This window comes from Nocardiopsis suaedae (genome assembly GCF_027706745.1).
Taxonomy (GTDB): Bacteria; Actinomycetota; Actinomycetes; order Streptosporangiales; family Streptosporangiaceae; genus Nocardiopsis_A; species Nocardiopsis_A suaedae.
The window spans coordinates 1-26,314 of sequence record NZ_JAQFWP010000010.1 but is presented as its reverse complement, the minus strand read 5'-3'; the positions used below and the strand labels follow the sequence as shown (position 1 = coordinate 26,314).

23 protein-coding genes are annotated in these 26,314 nt (G+C 74.9%); 12 read left to right on the top strand and 11 right to left on the bottom strand.

Going from position 1 to position 26,314, the window contains the following annotated elements; all coding sequences use genetic code 11:
* Positions 1-126: 126 nt before the first annotated feature.
* The 6 genes from O4U47_RS07370 to O4U47_RS07345 are packed head-to-tail and all read right to left on the bottom strand — an operon-like array spanning position 127 to position 4,991.
* Positions 127-1,044: an ABC transporter substrate-binding protein gene (locus tag O4U47_RS07370; RefSeq protein ID WP_270676865.1), complete on the bottom strand. Its 918-nt coding sequence runs from the start codon at positions 1,042-1,044 to the stop codon at positions 127-129.
* 24 nt (positions 1,045-1,068) lie between these two features.
* On the bottom strand, positions 1,069-1,752 hold the full coding sequence (locus O4U47_RS07365) for an ABC transporter permease (protein ID WP_270676864.1): 684 nt from the start codon (positions 1,750-1,752) through the stop codon (positions 1,069-1,071).
* Entirely contained in the window at positions 1,749-2,429 is a 681-nt protein-coding gene (locus O4U47_RS07360) for an ABC transporter permease (protein WP_270676863.1), read from the bottom strand. The genes O4U47_RS07365 and O4U47_RS07360 overlap by 4 nt, the downstream gene beginning before the upstream one ends.
* Positions 2,422-3,594, bottom strand: a complete 1,173-nt coding sequence (locus O4U47_RS07355; protein ID WP_270676862.1) for an ABC transporter ATP-binding protein — start codon at positions 3,592-3,594, stop codon at positions 2,422-2,424. Before O4U47_RS07355 ends, O4U47_RS07360 begins: the two co-directional genes overlap by 8 nt.
* Positions 3,595-3,601: 7 nt before the next feature.
* Positions 3,602-4,252 carry an HAD family hydrolase gene (locus O4U47_RS07350; protein WP_270676947.1) on the bottom strand — a complete coding sequence of 217 codons (651 nt, stop codon included), beginning with the start codon at positions 4,250-4,252 and terminating at the stop codon, positions 3,602-3,604.
* A gap of 16 nt (positions 4,253-4,268) precedes the next feature.
* Positions 4,269-4,991: an NUDIX hydrolase gene (locus O4U47_RS07345; protein WP_270676861.1), complete on the bottom strand. Its 723-nt coding sequence runs from the start codon at positions 4,989-4,991 to the stop codon at positions 4,269-4,271.
* A gap of 71 nt (positions 4,992-5,062) precedes the next feature.
* Between O4U47_RS07345 and nadA the strand changes: the two genes are divergently transcribed.
* Positions 5,063-6,043, top strand: a complete 981-nt coding sequence (gene nadA, locus O4U47_RS07340; RefSeq protein WP_270676860.1) for a quinolinate synthase NadA — start codon at positions 5,063-5,065, stop codon at positions 6,041-6,043.
* 99 nt (positions 6,044-6,142) lie between these two features.
* Positions 6,143-7,414: an RNA polymerase sigma factor gene (locus tag O4U47_RS07335; RefSeq protein WP_270676859.1), complete on the top strand. Its 1,272-nt coding sequence runs from the start codon at positions 6,143-6,145 to the stop codon at positions 7,412-7,414.
* Here O4U47_RS07335 and O4U47_RS07330 read toward each other — a convergent pair.
* Positions 7,411-8,523, bottom strand: coding sequence for a steroid 3-ketoacyl-CoA thiolase (locus O4U47_RS07330; protein WP_270676858.1), 1,113 nt, complete (start codon positions 8,521-8,523; stop codon positions 7,411-7,413). The genes O4U47_RS07335 and O4U47_RS07330 overlap by 4 nt on opposite strands.
* Positions 8,524-8,545: 22 nt before the next feature.
* Entirely contained in the window at positions 8,546-9,127 is a 582-nt protein-coding gene (locus O4U47_RS07325) for a TetR family transcriptional regulator (protein WP_270676857.1), read from the bottom strand.
* A gap of 216 nt (positions 9,128-9,343) precedes the next feature.
* On the opposite strand from O4U47_RS07325, the gene O4U47_RS07320 reads away from it, so the two are divergent.
* The 9 genes from O4U47_RS07320 to O4U47_RS07280 all read left to right on the top strand — a co-directional run bounded on the left by O4U47_RS07320 (position 9,344) and on the right by O4U47_RS07280 (position 19,097).
* Positions 9,344-10,315, top strand: a complete 972-nt coding sequence (locus O4U47_RS07320) for an acyl-CoA dehydrogenase family protein (RefSeq protein WP_270676855.1) — start codon at positions 9,344-9,346, stop codon at positions 10,313-10,315.
* Between the two features lie 18 nt (positions 10,316-10,333).
* Positions 10,334-11,503 carry an acyl-CoA dehydrogenase family protein gene (locus O4U47_RS07315; RefSeq protein ID WP_270676854.1) on the top strand — a complete coding sequence of 390 codons (1,170 nt, stop codon included), beginning with the start codon at positions 10,334-10,336 and terminating at the stop codon, positions 11,501-11,503.
* A 10-nt stretch (positions 11,504-11,513) separates the two neighbouring features.
* Positions 11,514-12,770, top strand: coding sequence for an OB-fold domain-containing protein (locus tag O4U47_RS07310; RefSeq protein ID WP_270676853.1), 1,257 nt, complete (start codon positions 11,514-11,516; stop codon positions 12,768-12,770).
* Between the two features lie 5 nt (positions 12,771-12,775).
* Positions 12,776-13,954: a lipid-transfer protein gene (locus tag O4U47_RS07305; RefSeq protein ID WP_408638946.1), complete on the top strand. Its 1,179-nt coding sequence runs from the start codon at positions 12,776-12,778 to the stop codon at positions 13,952-13,954.
* 30 nt (positions 13,955-13,984) lie between these two features.
* Complete coding sequence (locus tag O4U47_RS07300) at positions 13,985-15,037, top strand: MBL fold metallo-hydrolase (RefSeq protein ID WP_270676851.1); 1,053 nt, start codon at positions 13,985-13,987, stop codon at positions 15,035-15,037.
* Positions 15,030-15,923 carry an SDR family NAD(P)-dependent oxidoreductase gene (locus tag O4U47_RS07295; RefSeq protein ID WP_270676850.1) on the top strand — a complete coding sequence of 298 codons (894 nt, stop codon included), beginning with the start codon at positions 15,030-15,032 and terminating at the stop codon, positions 15,921-15,923. The genes O4U47_RS07300 and O4U47_RS07295 overlap by 8 nt, the downstream gene beginning before the upstream one ends.
* A 92-nt stretch (positions 15,924-16,015) precedes the next feature.
* Positions 16,016-17,296 carry a glycosyltransferase family 4 protein gene (locus O4U47_RS07290; protein ID WP_270676849.1) on the top strand — a complete coding sequence of 427 codons (1,281 nt, stop codon included), beginning with the start codon at positions 16,016-16,018 and terminating at the stop codon, positions 17,294-17,296.
* Positions 17,293-18,021 (top strand): class I SAM-dependent methyltransferase, encoded by a 729-nt coding sequence (locus O4U47_RS07285; RefSeq protein WP_270676946.1) that lies wholly within the window; start codon positions 17,293-17,295, stop codon positions 18,019-18,021. Before O4U47_RS07290 ends, O4U47_RS07285 begins: the two co-directional genes overlap by 4 nt.
* Positions 18,018-19,097, top strand: a complete 1,080-nt coding sequence (locus tag O4U47_RS07280) for a prenyltransferase (protein ID WP_270676847.1) — start codon at positions 18,018-18,020, stop codon at positions 19,095-19,097. Before O4U47_RS07285 ends, O4U47_RS07280 begins: the two co-directional genes overlap by 4 nt.
* Before the next feature lie 73 nt (positions 19,098-19,170).
* Here the strand turns inward: O4U47_RS07280 and O4U47_RS07275 are convergent, their stop codons facing one another.
* Both O4U47_RS07275 and O4U47_RS07270 read right to left on the bottom strand, forming a co-directional pair.
* A complete protein-coding gene (locus O4U47_RS07275; RefSeq protein ID WP_408638945.1) occupies positions 19,171-22,461 on the bottom strand; it encodes a transglycosylase domain-containing protein in 3,291 nt (1,096 codons plus the stop codon).
* A 438-nt stretch (positions 22,462-22,899) separates the two neighbouring features.
* Positions 22,900-23,547 carry a hypothetical protein gene (locus O4U47_RS07270; RefSeq protein WP_270676844.1) on the bottom strand — a complete coding sequence of 216 codons (648 nt, stop codon included), beginning with the start codon at positions 23,545-23,547 and terminating at the stop codon, positions 22,900-22,902.
* Between the two features lie 192 nt (positions 23,548-23,739).
* Here O4U47_RS07270 and O4U47_RS07265 point away from each other — a divergent pair, with 192 nt between their 5' ends.
* Complete coding sequence (locus tag O4U47_RS07265; RefSeq protein WP_270676843.1) at positions 23,740-24,180, top strand: protein-tyrosine phosphatase family protein; 441 nt, start codon at positions 23,740-23,742, stop codon at positions 24,178-24,180.
* 123 nt (positions 24,181-24,303) lie between these two features.
* Here O4U47_RS07265 and O4U47_RS07260 read toward each other — a convergent pair whose 3' ends face one another.
* A complete protein-coding gene (locus tag O4U47_RS07260; protein ID WP_270676842.1) occupies positions 24,304-25,686 on the bottom strand; it encodes an HNH endonuclease signature motif containing protein in 1,383 nt (460 codons plus the stop codon).
* Positions 25,687-26,314: the final 628 nt, after the last annotated feature.

Genomic DNA, 26,314 nt, shown 5'->3' with positions numbered 1-26,314 from the left:
CGGGCACACCGCTGTGCGGGCGGCGCCAGTTCACAGGGCGCCGCCCGGGCGGTGCAATGGGCGCATGGACGGCTTCTACACGGTTCTCGGAATCCTGGTGGCCGGGCTGATCCTGGCCATGATCCTCTAGTCCAGCCCCGCCTGCTCGAGCCAGTCCGCCGCCACCGCGTCGGCGCTCTCGTGCTCGACCCCGACCCGCTCGTTCATCTCCACCAGGTCCTCGGTGGTCAGCTCCGCCGACACCCGGTTCAGGACCTCGCGCGCGTCGCGGGGCACCGAGGCGTCGTGGATCAGCGGCACCACGTTCTGCGCGCCGAACAGGTTCTCCGGGTCCTCCAGGGTCACGAACCCCTCGGAGGCGATCGCCGGGTCGGTCGTGAACAGGTTGGCGGCCTGCACGTCCCCGTCGTTCAGCGCGGTGGGCACCAGCGCCGGGTCCAGCGACCGGAACCCGCCGAACTCCACCCCGTAGACGTCCTTCAGGCCGGGCAGCCCCTGCGGGCGCGTCTCGAACTCCGGCGGCCCGCCGATCTCCATGTCCCCGGCCACGTCCGCCAGGTCCCCGATCTCGGTGAGCCCTTCCTCGTCGGCGGTCTCCTGGGTGACCGTCACCGAGTCCTTGTTCTCCGCCGGGGAGGCGTCCAGGATGCTCAGCCCGTCGGGCAGCTCCGCGGCCGCCCGCTCACTGGTCTCCTCGGTCGGGCCCGACTCGGCCTCCGGGTCGAGGTAGAGCAGGATGCCGCCGTTGTACTCGGGCAGCACCGAGATGGCCCCCGACTCCACCTGGTCGTAGTAGACCTCGCGGCTGCCGATGTTGAGCTGGGTCTCCACCTCGTTGCCGGCCGCCTCCAGCGCCTGGGCGTAGATCTGGGCGAGCAGGGCCGACTCGGGGAAGTCCGCCGAACCCACGGTGATCACCCCGGAGCCGCCGCCCCCGCCGCCGTCGGCGTAGGGGTCCTCTCCGCCGCAAGCCGAGGCGGCCAGCGCCAGCGCCCCGGCGGCCGCGGCCGCCCCCGTTCCGAGGCCCACGCGGTTCTTGCGCATCGTCCCAACTCCCTCGAACGTCGACTACTCCCGGACGGCGGCCTCGCGGGCACGCAGCCCGGGGGACACCGCCAGGCGGCGCAGCAGCCAGAAGAACACCAGCACCAGCACCGCCATCAGCGCCACCAGCAGCGACCCCCCGGCCACCATGCCGAACTCCTGGCGGTTCTGCCCGTCGAAGATGAACCGCCCCAGGCCGCCCACGCCGACGTAGGCGGCGATGGTGGCGGTGGAGACCACCTGCACCGCCGCGGTGCGCAGCCCCAGCAGCACCATCGGCAGCGCCACCGGCAGCTCCAGGCGCAGCAGCACCTGCGGCCCGCGCATGCCCATCCCGGCGGCGGCGTCGCGCAGGCCGGGGTCGACCGCGCGCACCCCCTCATGCGTGTTCACCAGGATCGGCGGCACCGCCAGGACCACCAGCGCCACCTGCACCGGCACCAGGCCGATCCCCATCGCCAGCACCACCAGGAACATCACGCCGATGGTGGGCAGCGCGCGGGCGGCGTTGGCCAGCCCCACGGCGAGCAGCCCGCCCCGGCCGGTGTGCCCGGTGGCCAGGCCCAGCGGCACCGCGATCGCGGCGGCCACCGCCATGGCCGCGGCCGAGTAGGCGGTGTGCTCGGCGAAGCGGGCGGGGATGCCGCCCGGACCGGTCCAGTTGCCCGGGTCGGAGAACCAGGCGGCGACCAGCTCGTAGATGCTCACCGGACCCCCTTGCGCTCCCGGCCGCGCGCCGGGCGCGGCACCCACGGGGTGAGCAGCCGCTGGGCCAGCACCAGCAGCCCGTCGACGGCGAAGGCGAGCACGGCGGTCAGCACCACGCCGACGATGATGGGGGTGGCGAAGCGGTTGTTGAACCCCTCCCGCAGGATCAGCGCCCCCAGGCCGCCCAGGCCCACCATGGAGGCGACGCTGACCATGCTGATGGTGGCCACCGAGGCCACCCGCAGCCCGGCGATCACCGCGGGCACCGCCACCGGCAGCTCCACCAGCACCAGGCGGCGCAGCGGGCCGAACCCCATCGCGGTGGCGGCCTGGCGCACGTGGCCGGGCACCTGGTGCAGCCCGTCGACGATGTTGGGCACCAGGATCGCCAGGGTGTACAGGGCCAGCGGCAGCACCGCGGTCCACATCGTCAGCCCGGTGTAGGGCAGCAGCAGGAAGAACAGCGCGATCGAGGGCACCGCGTAGAGCACGTTGACCACGGTGAGCAGCGGCGGGTACACCCGCCGCCAGCGGGCGGCGGCCACCCCCAGCGGCAGCGCCGCCAGCAGGCCCAGGGCGATGGGCACCAGGGAGAGCTGGAGGTGCTGGAGCACGGCGGTGCCGATCGGGTCCTCCAGGCCGCGGGCGATCCAGTCCCAGCGGATCACCTCACCCATGGTCCTGCCCGCCCACCGTGTCCCCGCCCACCGTGTCCTCGCCCACCGTGTCCTCGCCCACCGACCAGATCGCCGCCGCCAGGTCCGCCTGGGAGACCACGCCGAGCACCGCGCCGCCGGGGTCCACCCCCACGGCCCGCCCCGCCGGGGAGAGCACCGCGGCGTCCAGGGCGGCCCGCAGCGAGTCGGCCTCCACGTGGAAGATGTGGCCGTAGCCCTCCAGTTCCAGGGACTCCAGGGGCCGCTCGGGGTCGGCGGCGGCCGCGCGCCCGGCCGACAGCCACCCCAGCGGGGCCCGGCCGGCGCCGGTGACCAGCAGCCACGGTTCACCGGTGGCGGCGGCGGTGCGCGCGGCCGCGCCCGCGGTCCGGCCCCCGTCGAGCACCGCGTCGGTGTGCAGCTCCAGCCGGGAGGCGGGGAAGAAGGACAGCCGCCGCACGCCCCGGTCGTAGCCGACGAACCCCTCCACGAACGTGTCCACCGGTTCGGCGAGCAGCCGCTCGGGGGTGTCGTACTGGGCCAGCACCCCGCCCGGGCGGAACACGGCGATGCCGTCGCCGAGCCGGACCGCCTCGTCGATGTCGTGCGTCACGAACAGCACCGTCTTGTGCAGCTCGGACTGCAGGCGCAGCAGCTCGTCCTGCAGGCCCGCGCGGACCACCGGGTCGACCGCGCTGAACGGCTCGTCCATCAGCAGCACCGGCGGGTCGGCCGCCAGCGCGCGGGCCACCCCCACCCGCTGCTGCTGGCCCCCGGAGAGCTGGTGCGGGTAGCGCCGCCCCTGCGCGGCCTCCAGCCCCACCAGCTCCAGCAGCTCGGCGGCGCGGGAGCGGGCGCGGCGGCGGCCCCAGCCCAGCAGCAGCGGCACGGTGGCGATGTTGTCCAGCACGGTGCGGTGCGGGAACAGCCCGGCCTGCTGGATGACGTAGCCGATGGAGCGGCGCAGCAGCGCCGGGTCGCGCTCGCGCACGTCGGTGCCGTCGATGAGGACCCGCCCGCCGGTCGGCTCCACCAGCCGGTTGACGGCCCGCAGCGCGGTCGTCTTGCCGCTGCCCGAGGAGCCGACCAGCACGGTGGTGCGCCCGCTGGGGGCCCGCAGGTCCAGCCCGTCCAGGGCGACGGTGCCGTCCGGGTAGCGCTTCGTCACGCCCTCGAAGGTGATCATGCCGTCCTCAGCGGCGCCCGGCGATCCAGGCGGGGATGTCGGTCAGGGAGTCGGCCACCAGGTCGGCCCGCTTGGCGTCGGGGTCGTCGGCGTGCAGGTAGCCGTGCATGCCGCGGCGCACCAGCACCGTGGCCATCCCGGCGGCGCGCGCGGGGAGCACGTCGTTGTCGAGCCGGTCGCCCACGTAGGCGATCTCCCCGGGGGCCGAGCCGGTCTCGCGCACCACCCGCTCGAAGAAGGCGGGGTCGGGCTTCTCCAGCCCCCACTCCTCGGACACGTGCACCGCGTCCACCGGCAGGTCCATGGCCTCCAGCGCGGCGCGGGCCTGCGCGGGCTGGTTCCCGGCCACCACCACGTTCAGGCCCATCGCGCGCAGCTCGGCCAGAGCCGGGCGCACGTCCGGGTACAGGTCGCCGGAGTCGAAGCCGTCGGCGGGGGTGCCGGGGTCCTCGGCCCTCCAGGCCGCGACCTCCTCCTCCAGCCGGAAGCCGGGCTTGACCAGCCGGAAGGCGTCCATCAGCGGACGCCCGCGGGCCATCACCCCGCCCATCAGGCCGAAGAAGGCCAGGCGCGGGACGCCGAGGCGGTCGGCCCAGCGCTCGAAGATGCGCGTCTCGTCGACCAGCGTCTCCCCGACGTCGAAGACCACACTCCTCATCATCACGGTCAGGACGCTAGCACGGAGGGCGCTGATCCGGACGGGCCGCGCCGGGCGGGCGCAGCACCGCGCAGGCGTCGGTCACCTCCAACCGCGGGGCCCGGAACCGGCAGAGCGCCGCCGGGCGGCCGCCGGAGCGGCCGGAGGGCACCGAGCGGCCGGTCTCCTCGATCTGGCCGCGGCGCAGCAGCACCCGGCGCAGGTTGGTGGCGGCCACGTCGTGCCCCAGCGCGGCCCGGTAGTACCCGGACAGCTCGGACATGGTGAACTCGGGCGGGGCCAGCGCGAAGCCGATGTTGGTGTAGGAGAGCTTGGCGCGCAGCCGGCGGCGCCCCGAGTGCACGATCGCCGCGTGGTCGTAGCCCATGGACGGCAGGTCGGAGGCGGGGTGCCAGGCGGTGTCGGCCGGCACCACCGGCTCGATGTGCGCGGGCACCAGGCCCAGGTAGGCGGTGGCCAGGGTGCGCCCGCCCGGGCACCGGTCCGGCGCCCCGCGGGTCTCCAGCTGCTCCAGGTGGGCCAGGTCGCGCACGTCCACCTTCTGGGCGAGCTGGCGCCGGATGGACTCGCCCAGCCCCTCGTCGCCGCCCAGCCGCCCGCCCGGCAGCACCCAGGCGCCCTCGAACGGCGGGCGCGCGCGGCGCCACAGCAGCACGCTCAGCCGCCCGGACCGGATCTGCAGCACCGCGGCCAGGACCTCGTGCCCGGCCCGCGCCCCCCTGCCCGCTGTGTCGTCCATGGCCCCCCATGTTAGGCTTTTTCGAGTTTTTGCCTACAAGTCAAAAACCCGTTCCGAAGGAAGAACCGGCCATGGCCACCGTCAACGCAAGCCAGACCTGGGCCGCCGAGGTCCGGCGCCTCGCCGATGAGCGCGGCGCGGTCATCCTCGCCCACAACTACCAGCGCCCCGAGATCCAGGACGTCGCCGACCACACCGGCGACTCGCTGGCCCTGTCCCGCCTGGCCGCCGATGTGGAGGCCGACACCATCGTCTTCTGCGGGGTCCACTTCATGGCCGAGACGGCCAAGATCCTCGCCCCCGAGAAGACCGTGCTGCTGCCCGAGCCGAAGGCGGGCTGCTCCCTGGCCGACACCATCACCGCCGAGGACGTGCGCGCCTGGAAGGCCGAGCACCCCGGCGCCGTGGTCGTCGCCTACGTCAACACCACCGCGGCGGTGAAGGCCGAGACCGACATCTGCTGCACCTCCTCCAACGCCGCCGACGTCATCCGGTCCGTCCCCGAGGACACCGAGATCCTCTTCCTCCCGGACCAGTTCCTGGGGGCCCACGTCAAGCGGGTCACCGGACGGGAGAACATCCACGTGTGGATGGGCGAGTGCCACGTGCACGCCGGGATCGACGGGGCCGCCCTGCGCGAGCGCGCCGCCGCCGAGCCCGACGCCGAGCTGTACGTCCACCCCGAGTGCGGCTGCGCCACCTCCGCCCTCTACCTCGTCGGCGAGGGCACCGTCCCCCAGGAGCGGGTCAAGGTGCTCTCCACCGGCGGCATGCTCGCCGCCGCCGAGACCACCACCGCGGACAAGGTGCTCATCGCCACCGAGACCGGGATGCTGCACCAGCTGCGCGCCGCCAACCCGGACACCTCCTTCGAGCCGGTCAACCCGCGCGCCGAGTGCCACTACATGAAGATGATCACCGGCGAGAAGCTGCTGGAGTCGCTGCGCACCGGCAGCGGGGAGATCCGCGTCGACACCGCGACCGCCGACCGGGCGCGCCGTTCGGTGGAGCGGATGATCGCCATCGGCACCCCCTCGCGCGGGGGCGAGTGAGATAACGGATTCCTCTCCTTGTCCCCGCACCCGGCCCATGGCCCCGGCCGGTGCGGGACCCTCGGGCACAGAGCGGCTCGGGCACGGAGGGGAGGAGCGATGGCACCGCGCGGCGAACCGGCGGCGCTCTACGACGCGCACGCCGCCGAGCTGTACCGCTACTGCTGGACCCTGGTGGGGCCGGACGCCGCGGGCGACACGGTCCGCGAGGCGCTGGCCGCCGCCGCCGTCCTGGAGTGCGCCGACGCCGAGGACCTGCGGCCCTGGCTGTTCGCCCTGGCGCGCACCGCCTGCCGGCACGCCGGGTTCGCCCCCGGGCCGCCCTTCGACGGGGTGCCCGCCGCGCCCGGCGAGCGCCCGGCCCGCGCCATGTGGGGCCGCCTCCCGCCCAGCTACCGGGAGCTGCTGGAACTGCACGGCCGCCACGGCCTGACCGCCGGGCAGATCGCCCGGATCCTCGGCCTGGACCCCGAGACCTGCGCCGAGCTGTGCCGGGCCGCCGGGCGGCGCGCGGCCGACCTGCTCGCCGAGGCGCTGGAGGAGGCCGGGCGCGGCGGTGAGGCCGCCGACACCGGGGCGGCGCTGGACCTGCTGGAGCCCCCCGGCCCACCCGCCGGGCTGCGCGAGCGGACGGTGCGCGCCTGCGGCGCCCCCTCCGGCGCGGTCGAGCGGGAGGAGTCCGCCGCCCGGATGCGCCCGCTGGGCCACGACGGGTTCCCGCTGCACCGCCGCCGCGGACCGCAGGCGCCGCCCGCCGCGGACCGCACCGAGCCGCCGGCCGGCGATCCGCGCACCGCGTCCCTGCCCGAGGGCTCCCTGCCCGGGGACGCCCTGCCCGGGGACCGGGTCACCACCGCCGACGTCCCCCGCCCGGCCGGGCCCGGCGGCCCCGCCGACGGGACCGGCGGCCGGCACTGGCCCGGCGCGGCGGTCTCCGGCCTGGTCACCGTGGCGGTGGCGGTACTGCTGTCCGCGGCCGTGTTCTGGTTCAACGGGCCCCGCACGCTCACGCCCGACGGCGCGCCGCCCCCGGCGACGGGGGAGCGCTCCCCCGTCGCCGGGAGCCGGAGCGGCCGGGAGGAGCCGACCGACACGGCGGTCGTGCGCCCCGGCGAGGCCCCGGAGCCCTCCTCCGAGGCGGCGCCCCCGGCGGACTCCGCGCCGCCGGAGTCCGCCGCACCGTCGGCGCCCCCGGCGTCCCCGGCGTCCCCGGCGCCTCCGGGGCCGTCCGCGGCGCCGCCCCAGGGCCCGACCTCCGAGCCCGACGAGCCCGAGCCCAGCGCGCCGCCCACACCCCCGGACGACGGCGGTGGCGGTGGCGACCCGGTCCTCGATTTCTTCGAGGACCTGGCCGACCTGCTCACCCCCTAGACGCGCTCCAGCACCGCCCCGGACGCCAGCGCCCCGCCCGCGCACATGGTGACCAGCGCCGTCGTGCCCCCGCGGCGCTCGACCTCGTGCAGGGCGGTGGCCACCAGCCGGGCGCCGCTCGCCCCCACCGGGTGCCCCAGGGCGATCGCGCCGCCGTTGGGGTTCACCCGGTCGGTGTCGGCCCCGTGCACATGTGCCCAGGACAGCACCACCGCGGCGAAGGCCTCGTTCACCTCGGCCACGTCGACGTCGCCCAGCACCATCCCGGCGTCGCCCAGCACCTTCTCGGTGGCCCGCACCGGCCCGTCCAGGTGGTAGTGCGGCTCGGCGCCCACCAGGGCGTGCGCGCGCAGCCGGGCCCGCGGACGCAGCCCCAGCTCGCGCGCCCGCCCGGCGGAGGACCGCAGGACGGCGGCGGCGCCGTCGGAGATCTGCGAGCTGGTCCCGGCGGTGTGCAGGGCGCCCTCGCCCACCGGGCGCAGCGCCGCCAGCCCTTCGGGGGTGGTCTCCCGCAGTCCCTCGTCGGCGTCCAGGCCGGGCACGGGCACCACCTCGCGGTCGAACCGGCCCTGGGCCCAGGCGCGGGCGGCCCGGTGCTGCGAGCGCACGCCCCAGGCGTCCAGGTCCGCGCGGGTCAGGCCGCGCCGGGCGGCGATCCGCTCGGCGGCGGTGAACTGGTCGGGCAGGTCCACGTCCCAGTCGGCGGGGCGGGGGTCGTCCGGGTGCACCGCGCGGCCCAGCGGGACCCGGCTCATCACCTCCACGCCGCAGGCCACGGCGGTGCGCACCGCGCCGCAGGCGATCATCGCCGCGGCCAGGTGCACCGCCTGCTGGCCCGAGGCGCACTGGGCGTCCAGCGTGGTCGCCCCCGCCTGCCAGGGCAGCCCGGCGTGCAGCCAGGCGTGCCGCCCCACGTGGTTGCCCTGCTCCCCGGCCTGGGTGACGCACCCGGCGAAGACCTGGTCCACCTCGGCGGGGTCGGCCCCGGCCCGCTCCAGCACGGCGCGCTGGGCGCGGCCGAGCAGCTCGACCGGCTTGGTCCCGGCGAGCGCGCCGCGCCGCCGGGCGATCGGAGTACGGACGGCTTCCACGATCACGGGCTCGGCCATGACCGCGAGGCTATAACGTGTTCTACTCCTCGGGAAGGCCCGGCAGCAGCCGCTCCGCGGTCACCGTGAGCCGCTGGTGGACCTGTTCCACATCCCGGTGGCCCTTGAGGACCTCCAGCAGCTCGAAGATCCACACGCTGGCCAGCGACCCGGCCAGCACGTAGGCGGGGGCGTCCCGGTCCGGCTCGCCGTCCGGCGCCTCCCCCTCGCCCGAGACCCGCCACAGCAGGTCGGTGATGCGCTGGCCCAGCTCGGTCTTGACCTCGGCCATGATCAGCGAGCGCACCAGCGCGTCGGCCAGCTCCGGCTCGCGCATGAGCCCGCGGGTGGCGCGCATCAGCACGTCCACCGCCCGGCCCGCCGCGGTCGGCGCCGCCGGGGGCCGCCGCTCGATGCTCGACTCGAGCAGGTCGAGCTCCTCGGTGACCACCGCCACCACGAGGTCCATCTTGGAGGGGAAGTAGCGGTAGAGCGTGCCCAGCGCCACCCCGGCCCGCTCGGCCACGGTGCGCATCTGCATCGCCTCCACGCCGCCCCGCAGGGCCAGCGCGGCGGCCGTCTGCACGATGCGCCTGCGGCGCTGGTTCTGACTCCGCGACCGCATCCCTACCGGCGCCTGAACCGCCACGGTGCCCCTCCCCGTTCGCTGCCGTCCACAAGAACACGTTATCTAAGGATCCCCCAGCGGATCAGCTCTCCACAACTGTGGAGAAGACCTCATCTTGCGATGTTGCGGCCGTGTTAACCGGAGGATTGCGGACACCCTTCCCCTTCCGGGCGCAACAATCTAGAATCTGTTCTAGATTTTCGAGGAGGACCCGTGGACTTCTCCCCCGACGAGTCCCAGGAGGACCTGCGCGCCCTGGCCGCCGAGGTCCTCGACCGCGAGGACGACCCCCGCCGCCTGCGCCGCGCACTGGCCGACACCGGCATCACCACCGCACGGCAGGGCGCCGTCGGCGCCGCCCTGGTCCTGCGCGAGGCCGCCGCCCGCGCCGCGCCCGCGCCCCTGGTGCCCGCCCTGGCCCTCGACCCGCTGCTGGACCCGGCCGACGCCGGCGCCCCGGCCACCGCCCCCGTCCCCGCATCCGGCCCACGCGGCGCCGACGCCCGCCCCGACGGGACCGGAGCCCTGCGCGTCGACGGCGCCGCCGCCGGGATCCCCTACGCCGACGAGGCCGCCACCCTGCTCCTGCCCGTGCGCACCCCCGACGGCCCCGCCGTCGCCCGGGTGCCCGCCGGCGCCGACGGCCTCACCCTGGCCCCCCAGCACACCGGCGCCCGCATCCCCGCCTTCCGGGCCGGGCTGGACGGCGTGCGCGCCGAACCCCTCCCCGGCGGCGCTGCCGCCGCCCGCACCCTGCACCTGTGCACCCTGACCGCGCTCATCGCCACCGCCTCCGGGGCCCTGCGCGCCGCCCTCGACCTGACCTGCGCACACGTGCGCACCCGGCACCAGTTCGGCCGCCCCCTGGCGCAACTGCAGGCCGTCACCATGCGCGTCGCCGACATCTCCATCGCCTCCCGCGCCCTGGACGCCGCCCTGCTCGCCGGGGCCTGGCGGCTCGACCGCGGCGACCCCGACGCCGCCCCCGTCCTCGAATCGGCCGCCCTGCTCGCCACCGAGGACGCCCTGGACGCCCTTTACGCCGCCCAGCACCTGCACGGCGGCCTGGGTGTCGACGCCTCCTACCCCCTGCACCGGCACTTCGCCACCGCCAAATGGGCATCGGCCGCCCTCGGCGGCCCCGAGGCGCGCCTGGCCGCCCTCGGCGACCTGGCCTGCGCCTAGCGAGAACAGGAGCCGCCCGTGTTCATCGACCTCACCGACGACCAGAAACGGCTCCGCGACGAACTGCGCGCCTACTTCGCCCGCAGCGTGCCCCCCGACGAGCGCGACCGCGCCGCCGACGAACCCGAGGTGTACAAGCGGGTGGTGCGCCGCCTGGGCGCCGACGGCATGCTCGCCCTCGGCTGGCCCGAAGAGTACGGCGGACGTGGTCTGGGCCCCGTCGAACAGCAGGTGTTCGTCAACGAGGCCTCCCGCGCCGGAGTCCCCTACCCGCTGGTCACCCTGCAGACCGTCGCCCCGGTCGTCCTCCGCCGCGGCACCCCCGGCCAGCGCGCGAAATTCCTGCCCCCCCTCCTCGCCGGGGAGCTGCACTTCGCCATCGGCTACACCGAGCCCGAGGCCGGGACCGACCTGGCCGCCCTGCGCACCACCGCCGCCCCCGACGGCGCCGGGGGCTACACCGTCCACGGCTCCAAGCTCTACACCTCCGGGGCGCACTTCGCCGACCACATCTGGCTCGCCGCCCGCACCGGCCCGCCCGGCTCCCGGCACGAAGGCATCACCCTGCTCATCGCCGACACCGCCGACCCCGGCTTCTCCTGGACCCCCATCACCACCGCCGACGGCCACCACCACACCAACGCCACCCACTACGACGGCGTGCGCGTCCCCTCCGGCCGCCGCGTCGGCGGCGAGGGCGAGGGCTGGGGCATCATCACCGAGCAGCTCAACCACGAACGCCTCACCCTGGGGCCCTCCGGCACCATCGGCCGCCTCTTCGACCGGTTCCTGGAGTGGGCCCACACCGCCCGCGGCCCCGGCGGCCGCCCCCCGGCCCAACTCCCCGAGGTCCGCCGCGCCCTCGGCCGCGTCCACGCCTACCTGCGCGTCAACGAACTGCTCAACTGGCAGGTCGCCGCGGGCGACGGCAGCGGGTGGATCGGCGCCCCCGACGCCTCGGCCAACAAGGTCTACGCCGGCGAACGGCTGCAGGAGGTCCCCCGGATCATCGCCGAGACCGCCGCCCGCTTCGGCGACCCCGCCGACCCCGCCACCGCCGGCCTGCTGGAGCGCATGGACACCGCCGCCAAGGGGGCGCTGGTGATGACCTTCGGCGGCGGCGTCAACGAGGTGCAGCGCGAGCTCATCGCCACGCTCGGGCTGGGCCTGCCGCGCGCCCCCCGCTGAGAGGAGCCCCATGGAGGATCTCGCCGACGCCGCCCGCGCCCGCGGAGAGGTCGACGGCGGCACCGCCCCCGACCCCGTCAACGCGGCCATGGTCCGGCACTGGCTGCAGGCCATGGGCGACACCGCCGCCCCCTACCTCGACGAGGGCCTGGCCCCGCCCGCCATGCTGCAGGTGTGGACCATGCCCGGCCCCGACGGCGGCCCCCGCCCCTCGGCCGTCGACACGGTGCTGGCCGGGCTCGACGCCCGCGGCTGCACCGGCGTGGTCGCCACCGACTGCACCCAGGCCTACGACCGCCCCCTGCGCATGGGCGAGACCCCGCGCGCCGCCACCCGGTTCTCCTCCCTGCGCGGCCCCAAGTCCACCGCCATGGGCCGGGGCTACTTCCTCACCTGGGACACCACCTGGTACTGCGGCGAAGAACGCGTCGGCACCATGACGTTCCGGGTGCTCAAGTTCGACCCGGCGACCCGCCCCGAACCCCGTGCCCCCGGCAGTGCCCCCGGAGGCACCCCCGAAGCGCCGCCCCCGCCCCCCCCCCGCACCGCCGACACCGCCTTCTTCTGGGACGGCGCCGCCGCCGGGGAGCTGCGCATCCGCCGCTGCGCCGACTGCGGCACCCTGCGCCACCCGCCCGGCCCCCTGTGCCCCGCGTGCCGCTCGGCCGCCGCCGACCACGTCACGGCCTCCGGCGAGGGCACCGTGCACAGCTACACCGTCCACCACCACCCGCCGGTCCCCGGGCGCACCGCCCCCTTCGCCGTCGCCCTGGTCGACCTGCCCGAAGGGGTGCGCGTCGTCGGCGCCGTCACCGGCGCCGACCCCGCCGACGTGCGCGTGGGCATGCCCGTCCGGGCCGACTTCGCCCGCGGCGGCGCCGAGCCGCCCCGGTGGCGCCCCGCCGACCAGGTCCCCCTGCCCGCCCTGGAGCTGGAACTGACCCGCACCTCCGTCACCGCCCAGGCCCTGGCCACCCGCGACTTCACCCCCGTGCACCACGATCCCGACCGCGCCCGCGCCCAAGGGGCGCGCGACGTCTTCCTCAACATCCTCACCACCCAGGGCCTCGTGCAGCGCTACGCCACCGCGCACCGCCCCGGCGCCCGGGTGCGCCGCATCGCCGTGCGCCTGGGCGCCCCCGCCCACGCCGGGGACACCCTCGTGCTCACCGGAACGGACCGCCCCCGCGAGGGCCGCGTCGACGTGCGCGGCACCACCTCACTGGGACGGCACGTCACCGCCACCGTCGACCTGGAGGACCGATGAAGGCCGTGACCGCGACGAAGGCGGTGATCGCCGGGATCGGCGCCACCGGGTTCTCCAAGGACTCCGGGCGCAGCGAGACCCGCCTGGCCGCCGACGCGGCCCTCGACGCCCTCGCCGACGCCGGGATCTCCCCCGAGGAGGTGGACGGCATGGCCACCTTCACCATGGACCCCACCTCCGAGATCGCGCTCGCCCGCGAGATCGGCGCCGGGGCGCTGCGCTTCTTCACCCGCGTCCCCTACGGCGGCGGCGCCGCCTGCGGCGCCGTCGCCCAGGCCGCCATGGCCGCCGCCTCCGGCACCGCCGACGTCGTCCTGGTCTACCGGGCCTTCAACGAGCGCAGCGGGCGCCGCTACGGGCGCGCCGTGCCCCAGGACGGCGCCCCCACCGGCGCCCCCGCTTCTCAGGCCCTGGAGCTGGGCTGGCACGTGCCCGCCGGGCTGGCCACCCCCGCCGCCTGGGCGGCGCTGCCCGCCCGCCGCTACATGCACGAGTACGGCGCCACCGGCGAGGACTTCGGCCGGGTCGCCGTCCAGATGCGCGCCAACGCCGCCACCAACCCCCGCGCCTGGTTCCACCGCCGCCCCATCACCCTGGAGGAGCACCAGGCCTCCCGGTGGGTCGCCGAACCGCTGCGGCTGCTCGACTGCTGCCAGGAGAGCGACGGCGGCGTCGCGCTCGTGGTCGTCGGCGCCCGGCGCGCCCGCTCCCTGCCCCGGCCCCCCGCCGTCATCGAGGCCGCCGCCCAGGGGTCCGGCGCCGGGCAGCTGACCATGGTCGACTTCTACCGCGACGACATCGCCGCCCTGCCCGAGATGGCCGCCGTCGCCGAGCGCCTGTGGGCCGACAGCGGTCTGGGCCCCGGGGACATGGACGCGGCGATCCTCTACGACCACTTCACCCCCTACGTCCTCATGCAGCTGGAGGCGCTGGGCTACTGCAAGCGCGGGCAGGCGCCCGCCCTCGTCGCCGACGGCCGCATCGGCCCCGGCGGCGACCTGCCGGTCAACCCGCACGGCGGCCAGCTCGGCGAGGCCTACATCCACGGGATGAACGGCATCGCCGAGGCCGTCCGCCAGCTCCGCGGCACCGCCGCCAACCAGGTCCCCGGGGCCGGGCACGTCCTGGTCACCGCGGGCACGGGGGTGCCCACGAGCGGCCTGGTGCTCGGCGCCTACAGTTAGAACCGAATTCGGTTCTACGAAAGGCGACGCATGCGCCCCCTCCCCCGCGAGCTGCCGCCCGTCGAAGACCTCGGCGGCGGGGTCTGGTCCATCCCCGTGCCGATCCCCGGCAATCCGCTCGGCTACACCCTCGTCTACGCCCTGGAGACCCCCCGCGGCCCCGTCCTCGTCGACGCCGGATGGGAGCACGAGGACTCCTGGGCCGCGCTGGCCGACGGGCTGCGCGCCGCCGGGTCCGACCCCGCCGACGTGCACGGCGTCGTCGTCACCCACTTCCACCCCGACCACGCCGGGCTCGCCGGGCGGGTGCGCGCCGCCTCCGGCTGCTGGATCGCCATGCACCACGCCGACGCCGAGATGCTCCGCTTCGTCGCCGAGGCCGGGGTCGGCGACGGGTCGGGCCTGGAGACCGCCCAGCTCCGCCTCGCCGGGGCCCCCGAAGACCAGGTCGCCGCCTACGCGCGCACCGACCCCCGGCTCGACCCGCCCGCCGCCCCCGACACCGAGCTGGCCCACGGCGAACTCGTCGACGTCCCCGGCCGCAAGCTGCGCACCGTGTGGACCCCCGGCCACTCCCCCGGCCACATCTGCCTCCACCTGGAGGACGCCGACCGCCTGTTCACCGGCGACCACGTGCTGCCCCGCATCACCCCGCACATCGGCCTGTACCCCTTCACCCTGCCCGGCGGGCGCCCCGACGACCGCGACCCGCTCGGCGCCTTCCTCGACTCCCTGGCCCAGATCACCGACACCGCCCCCGCCGACGTCGAGGCCCTGCCCGCCCACGAGGCCCGCTTCACCGGCCTGGCCGAACGCGCCGCCGCCATCGCCGCCCACCACGCCGAACGCCTCGACCTGCTCGCCGCCGCCCTGCAGCGCGGCCCGGCCACCCTGTGGGAGCTGTGCGCCGCGCTGCCCTGGAGCCGCGGCTGGGAGGCGATGGGCGTGGTCCAGCGCCGCCTGGCCGCCTCCGAGACCGCCGCACACCTGCGGGTGCTGGAACGCCGCGGCCTCGCCGTGCGGACGGCGCCCTCGACCGGCCCCCCGCCCGAGGTCCTGACCTGGAGGAGAGCACATGGATGAGCCGAACGTGCGCCTGGACGGCCTCGCCGCCGCCGTCACCGGCGCCGGGCGCGGCCTCGGCCGGGCCCACGCCCTGGCCCTCGCCGACGGCGGCGCCCGCGTCCTCGTGGCCGACCTGCAGGGCGCCGACGAGGTCGCCGCCGAGATCCGCGACCGCGGCGGCACCGCCCGCGCCCTCGGCGGCGACGCCGCCGCCGACGGCGCCGGCCGACGCCTCCTCTCCGCCGCCGAAGAGCACTACGGCCGCCTGGACGTGCTGGTCAACAACGCCGGGGTGGTCCGCGACCGGATGCTGTTCAACATGGACGAGGCCGACTGGGACGCCGTCGTCCGCACCCACCTGCGCGGCCACTTCCTCGCCTCCCGCGCCGCCGCCGCGCACTGGCGCGCCCGCTCCAAGCGCGAGGGCGGCCCCGTCCACGGCCGCATCGTCAACACCGCCTCCGAGGCGTTCCTCCTCGGCTCCCCCGGCCAGCCCAACTACGCCGCCGCCAAAGCCGGCATCGCCGCCCTGACCACGGCCACCGCCCAGGCCCTGCGCCGCTACGGCGCCACCGCCAACGCCATCTGCCCGCGCGCCCGCACCGCCATGACCGCCGAGGTGTTCGGCCCGCCCCCGCAGGACGGCCCCGACCCGCTGGCGCCCGACCACGTCTCCCCCCTCGTCGCCTACCTCGCCTCGCCCGCCGCCGCCGGCGTCACCGGCCAGGTGTTCCTCGTGCACGGCGGCGTCATCGGGGTGCTCCGGCCCCCCGAGATCGGCCCCGTGCTGCGCGCGGACGCCTCCGGCGGGTGGAGCGGGCCCGGGGAGGTCGCCCGCGCCGTGGGCGGCGCCGACCTCCCACCGCACGGCTTCACCACCCCCGAGGCCGCGTCGCTGGCCTGAGGGGCGGACCTTAAGATCGGGCGGGACGGCCGCGTACTAAACTGCTCGGTAACTTTTCGCTCCATCCACCGCCCCCGACGGGTTCGAGGACCATGCCGCACACCCCGCCGCCCCCCGCCCAGCGACCCCTGCGCGTCGCCCTGCTCTCCTACCGGAGCAAACCCCACTGCGGCGGGCAGGGCGTCTACGTCCGCCACCTGTCCCGGGAGCTCGCGGCCCTCGGCCACCGGGTCACCGTGCTGTCCGGCCAGCCCTACCCCGAACTCGACGACGGCGTCATCCTCGAAAAGCTGCCCAGCCTCGACCTCTACAACGACGCCGACCCCTTCGCCACGCCCCCGCTGCGCCAGTGGCGCGACTGGATCGACGCCCTGGAGGTCGGCACCATGTGGACCGCCGGCTTCCCCGAACCCCTCACCTTCTCCCTGCGCGCCCTGCGCGACCTGCGCCGCCGCCGCGGCGAATTCGACGTCGTGCACGACAACCAGACCCTCGGCTACGGCCTGCTCGGCCTGCAAAAGGCCGGATTCCCCCTGGTCACCACCATCCACCACCCCATCACCGTGGACCGGCGCATCGAACTGGAGGAGGCCCGCGGCTGGCAGCGCCTCTCCAAGCGCCGCTGGTACTCCTTCACCGCCATGCAGGGCCGCGTCGCCCGCCGCCTCGACCCCGTCCTCGTGCCCTCCCGCTCCTCCGCCGACGACATCGTCCGCGAATTCGGCGTCGACCGCCCGCGCATCGACGTCGTCCCCCTCGGCGTCGACACCCGCCACTTCCACCCCCGCCCCGAGAGGGAGCGCGTCCCCGGCCGCATCGTGTGCACCGCCAGCGCCGACAGCCCCCTCAAGGGCGTCGCCACCCTGCTGCGCGCCGTCGCCAAACTCGCCACCGAACGCGACGTGTCGCTGACCGTCGTCAGCCGCCCCAAACCCGGCGGCCCCACCGACACCCTCGTCGACGAACTCTCCCTGCGCGGGATCACCACCTTCGTCAACGGCATCGACGACGCCGAACTCGGCCGCCTCATCGCCTCCGCCGAGGTCGCCGTCGTCCCCTCCTTCTACGAGGGCTTCTCCCTGCCCGCCGTCGAGGCCATGGCCTGCGGCACCCCCCTGGTCGCCAGCCGCGCCGGCGCCCTGCCCGAGGTCGTCGGCACCGACGGCGCCGCCGGGGTGCTCACCGAGCCCGGCGACCCCGAAGAGCTCGCCGCCCGCATCGGCGCCCTCCTCGACGACCCCGCCGAGCGCGCCCGCATGGGCCGCGCCGCCTGGGACCGCGTCCAAAAGCGCTTCACCTGGCGCGCCGTCGCCGAGGCCACCGCCGCCCGGTACGCCGCCGCCCTCGCAACGAACCGAAGGAGCCAGCACTGATCACCGTCGACTTCTCCCTGTTCCCCGTCGGCCCGGGCGACCGCGTCCTCGACCTGGGATGCGGAGGCGGACGCCACGCCTTCGAGGCCTACCGGCGCGGCGCCGACGTGGTCGCCTTCGACCAGAACACCGCCGACCTGGCCGACGTGGCCACCATGTTCGCCGCCATGCGCGCCGAAGGGGAGGCGCCCCAGGAGACCGAGGCCGAGACCGTCAAGGGCGACGCCCTCGACATGCCCTTCGACGACGGCTCCTTCGACCGCGTCATCGCCGCCGAGATCTTCGAGCACCTGCCGCACGACACCGCCGCCATGGCCGAGCTGTACCGGGTGCTGCGCCCCGGCGGCATCGCCGCCGTCACCGTCCCCAGCTTCCTGCCCGAACGCCTGTGCTGGGCGCTGTCGGAGGACTACCACACCGCCGAAGGCGGCCACGTGCGCATCTACACCCGCGCCGAACTCCAGGCCAAGCTCAAGGCGGCCGGGTTCGTCCTGGGCCCGAACCACCGCGCCCACGCCCTGCACGCCCCCTACTGGTGGCTCAAGTGCGCCGTGGGCACCGACGACGACGCGCACCCCGCCGTCCAGGCCTACCACCGGATGCTCGTGTGGGACATGCTCCAGGCGCCCCCCACCACCCGGATCGCCGAGAAGGCCCTCAACCCCCTCATCGGCAAGAGCGTCGTCGTCTACGTCCGCAAGCCCCTCGACGCGGGACCCGCATGAGCCCCGCCCCCGCACCGGCCACCGTCCTGGAGGTCCCCGGCGTCCTCACCGCCGACCAGATCGAGCGCTCCGCCCGCTACCTGCTCGCCAGCCAGGAGCCCGGCGGGGCGCTGCCCTGGTTCCCCGGCGGCCACCTCGACGTGTGGGACCACGTCGAATGCGCCATGGCCCTCACCGCCGCCGGCCACCACGGCGCCGCCCGCCGCGCCTACACCTGGCTGGCCGGGGTGCAGCACGCCGACGGGTCCTGGCCCGCCAAGATGCGCCAGGGCCGCACCGCCGCCGACCACCGCGAGCCCAACCACGCCGCCTACCCCGCCGTCGGCGTCTGGCACCACTTCCTGGCCACCGGCGACACCGCCTTCGCCGAACGGATGTGGCCCGCCGTGGCCGCCGGAGCCGAATTCGCCCTCGGCCTGGCCACCGAACGCGGCGAGATCCTGTGGGCCCGCGGCGCCGACGGCTCCCCCGGCGACCACGCCCTGCTCACCGGGTGCGCCAGCGTCCACCACGGGCTGCGCTGCGCCGCCGCCCTCGGCGCCCGGCTCGGCCGCGACCGCCCCGGCCTGCGGGCCGCCGCCGACCGCCTCGGCCACCTCGTCGCCGAACACGACGAGGTCTTCGCCGACCGGTCCCGCTTCTCCATGGACTGGTACTACCCCGTCCTCGGCGGCGCGCTGCGCGGAACCGCCGCCCGCAAGCGCCTGGACGAGCGGTGGGACACCTTCGTCGTCCCCGGCCTGGGCATCCGCTGCGTCAGCGACCAGCCCTGGGTCACCGGCGCCGAGACCAGCGAACTCGTCCTGGCCCTGGCCGCCGTCGGCGACACCGAGCGCGGCACCCGCCTGCTCGCCGACATCGCCCACCTGCGCGACCCCGACGACGGCGCCTACTGGACCGGCTACCAGTTCGCCGAACGGGTCAACTGGCCGGTCGAGCGCAGCACCTGGACCGCGGCCGCCGTCATCCTCGCCGCCGACGCCCTGACCGGGGCCACCCCCGGCGCCCGGGCGTTCACCGCCGACTGGGGCGAGCCCCCGGCCGACCCGCGCGGCCTGTGCGGCTGCCCCTTCTGACACCCCCCTGAACGCGGCGGAGCCGCGCCCCTACGAGGGGCGCGGCTCCGGAGTCGGTTCCGGGGGCGGCGGGTCAGGGAAAGAAGGTGCCGTCGTCACCACCTCCCCCGCCGCCGTCCGGCGGGGTCGCACCTCCGTCCCCGCCGTCCGGCGGGGTCTCGCCTCCGCCCCCGCCGTCCGGCGGGGTCTCGCCTCCGCCCGGGCCGGTCGGGCCCGGCTCCGCCGGGACCTCCGGCTGCTCCGGCTGCTCGGGCTGCTGCGGCTGCTCCGGCTGCTGGGGCTCCTCGGGCTGCTGCTGCCCCGGGTCCCCGTCCGGATCCTGCGTCGGCACGTCCGGAGCGTAGTTCTCCGTCGTCCCCCCATAGCTCGGCGACGGGAACGGCTCGGGATCCTTCCCCTCCATCGCCTCGGCCATGAACGTGCGCCAGATCGACGCCGGCGCGTTGCCGCCGTAGACCTCGCCCACCCCCGGCAGGACGAACGGCTGGTTGTTGCCGTTGTACACGCCCACCGCCGTGGACAGCTGCGGGGTGTAGCCCGCGAACCAGCCCGCCACGCTGGAGTCGGTGGTCCCGGTCTTGCCCGCCACCGGGCGCCCGTCCGGGAGCCGCGCGGCGGTCCCCGTACCCGAGGTGACCACCTGCTGCAGGGCGTAGGTGACGTCGGCCGCCACGCCCTCCTTCATGGCGCGGTTCTCCTCGGGCGCCGGCCGCGCGTTCTCCCCGTCCGGGCCGATGATCTCCCTCACCACGTGCGGCTCGATGTGCACACCGCCGTTGGCGAACGTCGCGAAGCCGCTCGCCTGGTCGACCGCGCTCACATCGGACACGCCCAGCGCCAGCGTGGGGGCGGCCGCCTGCTGCTCGGTGATCTTGTCCTTCGGGATGCCGGCCGCGTGCGCCATGTCCACGACCTTCGGCAGGCCGGTCTCCAGCGCCAGGTTGATGAACCCGGTGTTGCTCGACTCGCGCGTGGCGTCGATCAGGTTCTGCGGACCGCCCCCCGGATGGGAGTTGTTCACCACCGACCCGTTGAACGACTGGCCCGACGTGCCGTCCACGATCGTGTTCAGGCTCTTGCCCGACTCCAGCGCCGCCGCCAGCACGTAGGGCTTGAACGCCGACCCGGCCTGCGCCGAGCCGCGGAACGCGCTGTCGTACTGGTTCTCGTTGTAGTCCTGGCCGCCGTAGAACGCCACGACCTCACCGGTCGCCGGGTCGATCGCGGTCAGCCCCGCGTACACCCCGTCCGGCAGCGTGTCCACGTTGACGTTGCTCTCCACCGCCTCCACGGCGGCGTCCATCAGGCCCTTGTCGAACGTGGTGACGACCTTGAGGCCGTTCCGGTTGATGTTGTCCTCGGTGTAGCCCAGGTCCTGCAGCTCGGACATGGCCTGCTGGAGCATGTACCCCTTGTAGCCGCTCAGGTCCATCCCCTCGGCGGGGCGGCTCTCCTCGGGCTTGGGGAACTCCATCCCGTCTGCCTCCGACGGGGTGATGATCTCCTCCGAGACCAGCCCGTTCACCACGTACTTCCAGCGCTTCTCCATCTCGGGGGTGGTGTCGCTGTCGGCCGTGCCGAACTTGGTCGGCTGCTGGATGGCGGCCGCCAGGAACGCCGCCTCGTCCGGCGACAGCTCCCCCACGTCCTTGTGGTAGTAGGCCTGGGCGGCGGCCTGGATGCCGTAGGCGTTGCGGCCGAAGTAGATGGTGTTGAGGTACTGCTCCATCACCCACTGTTTATCGTACTCGTCCGAGCGGTCGATCTTGAGGGCGATGATCATCTCCTTGACCTTGCGGGAGATGGTCTGCTCCTTGGAGACGCCCTCGAAGTAGTTGCGCACCATCTGCTGGGTGATGGTGGACCCGCCCTGCACCTGCTGGCCGGTGAACGTCGACCACGCGCCCCGCACGGTGCCCGAGAGCGACACGCCCGGCTCGGTCCAGAAGCCGCGGTCCTCCGCGGAGATCACCGCCTCCTGGACGTGCTCGGGGATCTCGTCGTAGGAGACCGGGTCCCGGTCGACACCCCGCTCGGCGAACTTCGTCTCGCCGTCCGCGTAGTAGAAGATCGACCCCTGGTCGGTCGCCTCCGCCTTCGCCGTCGTGGGCACCTCGAAGGAGGCGTAGGCCACCGCGAACCCACCGATGCCGAGCAGCATGAAAACGCCCGCGGTGATCAGCAGCGCGCGCGTCGCCCGGAACCACATCGGCTTCTTGGGCTTCTTGCCCTTCCCCGGACCGGATGGGCCGTTCGGCCCCTTGGGGCCCTTCCCCCCCTTGCCCTTGCCGGGCCCACCGGCCGCCGCGGCCGACGCCGCCCCGCCGGAGGCGGCGGCGCCGTCACCCGCCTTGCCCTTGCCCGGCACCTTGGCCCGGAGCAGGTTCCGCGCACCCGTGACCGGCGGCTCGTCCGTACCGCCGGAGCCGGATCCGGCGGCGGGGCCGGACTCCGCCTCGGACTCGGAGGAGGGGGTGGGGGTGGGATCAGGGGTGGAGGGTCCCGCGGACGCCGGAGCCGGAGGAGGCGTGGGGATCGCGTAGACGGGCCCGTCCCCCGCCTTGGGGGAGCCCTCGGAAGCGGCGGCAGCCGCAGCGCCGGAGTCGCCGTCCCCGGCCTTTCCCCCGGCCTCGCCCTCGCCCTTACCGTCCGCACCCTCAGCAGAACCGTCAACGGTGTCGGCAGCGGCGCCGTCAGCGCTGTCGTCCGAGAAGACCGGCGTGAAGGCGGACGTGCTCTCAGGGTCCTCATCAGCGGCGGCGGAGCCCTTCTCCCCTTCGGGCTCCGCACCGGATGACGTGTCCGCCGCCGTGTCGGACTCGGCCTCTGCCGCCGGCGGCTCCGCTTCAGGCTCCCCGCCGGGCTCTTCAGGGGCGTCATCGTCGTCGAGGTCGTCGAGCACCGGGGCGAACGCCGCGGTGCTCTCCGGGTCCCACGCGTCGGAGGAGTCATCGGAGGGCGCGTCAGAGGCGTCCGGAGAAGCCGGTCTCTCCTGCTCCTCGGCCTTGTCAGCCGCCTTGACCGGCTCGGCCTCGTCGTCCGCCTCGGCCGCGCCCTTCGCCGCCTCCCCGCCCGGGGACGCCGCGGGGCCGCCGTCATCCCAGGTCCCGTCACTGCGCAGGCTGAACCCCTGCTCGGCAAGGGTCTGGGCGACCTTGTCCCGGAAGAAGCTGCCGCTGTCCTTGAAGGCGCCCACGCCCTCGTCGGCGTCGCCCGCGTCCGCGCCCTTGTCGTCGCTGTCGTCGCTGTCGTCGCTCACCGGTGCCTCACCGGCCTCCGACTCCCCAGGCCCACCGTTTTCGGACTCCCTGCTCGCGGACTCGTCGCTCTCGGGCACGTCACCGGCAGCCGCGTCGACCGGCACCCCCTGCTCAGCGGGGGCACCCGCGGCGGTCTCGTCGTTCTCTGGCGTCTCAGGGCGCCGCTCGTCGCCGGCGCCGTTGGTGCTGTCACTCAGTTGGAGGCCCCCTGGAATCCTCGATCCCCCATACGTGTCCACCGCTGTGTGACGCGGACATGGGCCGAATCGGTTCAGCAGAAATCTCGGGCGGGGAACGGCGCTGCGGGGGAGACCGCCGAAAACCCCGCCAACACGATACCCGGCCCCGCCGCCGCCCGATGTCGCGGGGAATGGTCAGCGGCCGATTCTTACAGGACTCTTATTTCACAGGGCGGGGGCCCATATTGGCCCGCCCGGCCCCGTGTTCACCGTGGGTGAAGACGGTCGACCCACACCGCCCGAAAGCGGGTCAAGCCATTCCAGGGAGTAACCGCCCGCCCCGGCGTCGGCGGCTGTCGGCGGCTACGGCCCCGTGCTCACCCCCGGGGACGGTCCGCCGCCGGTACCGCCGCTCCCCTCGCCCGTGCTCCCGCCGGTGCCGGTACCCCCGGAACCGTCGGTACCGCCGACGTCCTCAGCGCCCCCCTGCTCAGCACCCCCTTGAGTGCCGTCCTCGCTGCCGCCGTCGGGGCCGCCGGTGGCCCCTTCGGACGGCACGGAGACGACGGTCGGCGGGCAGGTCCCGCTCCCCTCGGCCAGGACGGCGTCCTCGGCGCACGGCGAGGACTCCCCGGGTACACCGACCTCGGACCGCACCCCGGGGTCCCCCAGCGGGACGGTCGTCCCGGACCCGGCCTCCTCGCCCCGCACCACGGAGGCGACGGGGCGGCCCGCGGCGACCTCGGCGGAGGTGACGACCCCGGCCGGAGCGGCCAGGCCCACGGGGACCAGGAGGAGCAGGGCGACAGCACCGACGGCGCCGTCCACGGCGGCCGCGACCGCCACCCCGGCCAGGGCCACGCCGCCCGCCGCCATGCCCAGTACGGCGCCCGTGTCCCCCATGAGGTAGGCCAGAACGGGAACGGCGACCATGTCGAGGACGAAGGTGGTGAACCACGCGGCCACGTGCTTGCCCATCGCGATCCCCTCCGAAGGGCGGGCGAAGTGCATGGATCATAGCTCCGGAATGGACGCCCGCCACCTGGGCCGGGACGCTTTCCCGCCCGTCCGGCGCCCGTTTCCCTCCCCCGTACCGCCCGCAATGGCGACGGACGTTCCGAAAGCGAGCGAATGCGCACCGGGAACCGCACATCCGCACCATCCGGCCGGATTTCCCACCGGCGGAAGAAAGGAGTTTCGGCCATGCCGACGACGTGGGATTCCAAGGCAGCGGGGGTCCTGGCACTGCCGTCCGGGCGCCTGATCCGCGGCCGTGGCCTGCGCCGCCCCGAACCGGACGGCCCACCCCCCGACTTCGGTCTCTACCTGCAAGGACGCCGCCCTCCCGCGATGCCGTGGGAGAGCGTGTGGGTACGCTGGCCGGATTTCCTGCTCCCCCTCGACGGGGCCGCAGGAGAGCACTTCAGAACGGCTTGGCGGCGCACCGCGGACGAACGCGTGGAGGTCGCCTGCTCGGCGGGGATCGGCCGCACCGGGACCACCCTGGCGTGCATCGCGGTGCTCGACGGCCTGGCACCGGATGAGGCCGTCGAATACGTCCGCAGGAACTACCACCGGCGCTCCGTGGAGACCCCGTGGCAGCGGTGGTACGTTCGGCATTTCCACACCCGGGGAGCGGTGTAGCAGAACCCGGGCGCTTTTCGGAGTAGGGGCCGGGAAAAACCGCCCTGAAGCGGGAGGAGTCCCGCCGGAGGTGCTTCTTCCGGGTTGTGCCCGACCCTGCGGGGGTCTCAGTAAGGCCGGTCTTCAGTCACCGGGAGGGTCCGGCCCGGCCTCCCCTCCCCCGGGCTCCCGGTGGGAGGTACCGCCACGGCGGGCGCGGGGGCGGCGGTCGGTGGCCAGGTAATGGGCCTCCGCCCGGCGCCGGTGCTTCTCCCGGTTGTGGCGGCCGCAGAGCATCTGGCCGTTCTCCACGGTGGTGGCGCCGCCTTCCCACCACTCGGTCCGGTGGTCGGCCTCGCACCAGCGGACCGGGGTGGTGCACCCCTCCTCCCACTGGCACACCGTGGTGCGCGCGGCGAGCGCGTGGCGGACCTTGTCCGGGAAGAGCCGACGGGCGGTGCCCACGTCCAGCACCTTGCCCGAGACCGGGTCGGTCACGATCCGCTGCAGGACGCAGTCGGTGGAGAAGGCCCGGGCGGCGGAGCCGGGAAGGACCCGGTCGCGGTCGCTGACCGCGGGCTCGGCCCCCTCCTCGCCCCGCAGGGCGGCCAGCGGCACCGTGATGTTCACCAGCGGCCGCCCGGCCCCCTTGCGCCCGCCGCAGGAGCAGGGGCGCGGGACCGCCAGGGCCGTGGCCGCGTCCGAGCCCTCCTCGGGCACCGGAACCTCGACGCCCTCCGCGATCAGCCGGTTCTCGCACAGCTGGATCAGAGCGTCGAACCGCCGCTCGTCCATGGTCCGCTCGTCACCTTCCCCCGGAGGAGCGAGGTGGCAGTCCACGGCGGAGGCAAGGATGTGCTCGCTGGCGATGTCGCCCTGCACATCGAAGGTGAACCCGAAGCGGTTCTTCACGAACCGCGCCCTGCGCTCCTCGTAGGCCCGCCGGTTCTCCTCCTCGTGCGTCTTGGGCGAGATGCGGCACACGAGGGTGCGGCCGATCTTCCCGAGCCCGCTCTTGTCCGCGCCCGCCTTGGCGGCCTGAAGCATGATCGGCTCGGCCTTGGCCCGGAACCCGGCCGCGTCCGGGTACTCGCCGGTGGGGCGCTTGTCGGTGGCGTTCTCGCACTCGGCCACGATCTTCGCCAGGTGCGCGAAACCGATCTCCCCCGACTCCGCGGCCCGGACCGAGTCGCCGTACTCGTCCATGTGCTGGGCGACCCGGACGATGTCCTTGGCCTGGGCCAGGCTGCGACCGTTGTCCCGCAGGAGCCCGGTGACGGTGGAGTGGTCGGATCCGGCCAGGGCGCCGGTCTCGCGCATCCGCGCGGCCAGCCGGGCCGCCGCCAGGTCCAGGGCGTCCTGGCCTCCGGCCAGAGCGGCCATCGCCTGGGTGAGGCCCTCGCGGTGGCCGGGGGCCACCTCGGCCCCCACGGCCCGCTCCACCCCGCGCAGCACGCCCGCCAGGCCCTTCCGGATCTCCTCTGCGGGAGAACCGGCGGGGATGCCGGGGTGCTGCTCGATCGCCATATACCAAAGATAAGCGATCGCGGCGGCTTTATGGGAAGATCCCCAGGGCTTTCTAAAGAAATTCCAAGAAACGCCGAAAGTCCAGGTCAGAGCGATGTTGATCTTGGGAGCAACTCTCGACGCGATGCAGCTGAAACCTTTTCCAAGAAGCCGACGAAACGACGCCGCAAGCCCTCTAAGAGAGCTTGCGACATGATTTTCAAAGACCCTGCAATACCCGGTCCATCCGCCCGCGAGGGGGGTGGGGCACCTACCCCACCTCACCTCCAGGGGGGCCAGGTTCAACACGAGGCGCCGCACCCAGGCCCCTGGGAACGCGGTGCAACCGCCTCCCTAGGGCAAGGCGGTATCGGCCCACCTCAGAGGCGCCCGGCCGAACCGCGAGGGTCCTACCACCCGGCAAGCAGCACCGGGGAACCAGCCCGCTCACACCGTCGCCGCCCCGCCCCCGCACCACAGGAGGCCGCCACCCGGCCGGAGCCGACACCCACCAAACCACCTTGTTCACATGTTCACAAGCATGCGCGCAAAAAAGAGGAGGCAGGGCCCCAACAAGGACCCCGCCCCCCTTCAAAAAAATGCGGCGGCAACCTACTCTCCCACCCCACACCATGGAGGCAGTACCATC

Excerpts from the sequence above, each read along its gene's own strand:
- O4U47_RS07265 (WP_270676843.1), top strand. The coding sequence starts at position 23,740 with ATGCCGACGACGTGGGATTCCAAGGCAGCGGGGGTCCTGGCACTGCCG.
- O4U47_RS07295 (WP_270676850.1), top strand. The coding sequence starts at position 15,030 with ATGGATGAGCCGAACGTGCGCCTGGACGGCCTCGCCGCCGCCGTCACC.
- O4U47_RS07290 (WP_270676849.1), top strand. The coding sequence starts at position 16,016 with ATGCCGCACACCCCGCCGCCCCCCGCCCAGCGACCCCTGCGCGTCGCC.
- O4U47_RS07355 (WP_270676862.1), bottom strand. The coding sequence starts at position 3,594 with ATGATCACCTTCGAGGGCGTGACGAAGCGCTACCCGGACGGCACCGTC.
- nadA (WP_270676860.1), top strand. The coding sequence starts at position 5,063 with ATGGCCACCGTCAACGCAAGCCAGACCTGGGCCGCCGAGGTCCGGCGC.
- O4U47_RS07280 (WP_270676847.1), top strand. The coding sequence starts at position 18,018 with ATGAGCCCCGCCCCCGCACCGGCCACCGTCCTGGAGGTCCCCGGCGTC.
- O4U47_RS07260 (WP_270676842.1), bottom strand. The coding sequence starts at position 25,686 with ATGGCGATCGAGCAGCACCCCGGCATCCCCGCCGGTTCTCCCGCAGAG.
- O4U47_RS07370 (WP_270676865.1), bottom strand. The coding sequence starts at position 1,044 with ATGCGCAAGAACCGCGTGGGCCTCGGAACGGGGGCGGCCGCGGCCGCC.
- O4U47_RS07300 (WP_270676851.1), top strand. The coding sequence starts at position 13,985 with ATGCGCCCCCTCCCCCGCGAGCTGCCGCCCGTCGAAGACCTCGGCGGC.
- O4U47_RS07350 (WP_270676947.1), bottom strand. The coding sequence starts at position 4,252 with ATGAGGAGTGTGGTCTTCGACGTCGGGGAGACGCTGGTCGACGAGACG.
- O4U47_RS07335 (WP_270676859.1), top strand. The coding sequence starts at position 6,143 with ATGGCACCGCGCGGCGAACCGGCGGCGCTCTACGACGCGCACGCCGCC.
- O4U47_RS07325 (WP_270676857.1), bottom strand. The coding sequence starts at position 9,127 with ATGCGGTCGCGGAGTCAGAACCAGCGCCGCAGGCGCATCGTGCAGACG.
- O4U47_RS07360 (WP_270676863.1), bottom strand. The coding sequence starts at position 2,429 with ATGGGTGAGGTGATCCGCTGGGACTGGATCGCCCGCGGCCTGGAGGAC.
- O4U47_RS07310 (WP_270676853.1), top strand. The coding sequence starts at position 11,514 with ATGGAGGATCTCGCCGACGCCGCCCGCGCCCGCGGAGAGGTCGACGGC.
- O4U47_RS07345 (WP_270676861.1), bottom strand. The coding sequence starts at position 4,991 with ATGGACGACACAGCGGGCAGGGGGGCGCGGGCCGGGCACGAGGTCCTG.
- O4U47_RS07330 (WP_270676858.1), bottom strand. The coding sequence starts at position 8,523 with ATGGCCGAGCCCGTGATCGTGGAAGCCGTCCGTACTCCGATCGCCCGG.
- O4U47_RS07270 (WP_270676844.1), bottom strand. The coding sequence starts at position 23,547 with ATGCACTTCGCCCGCCCTTCGGAGGGGATCGCGATGGGCAAGCACGTG.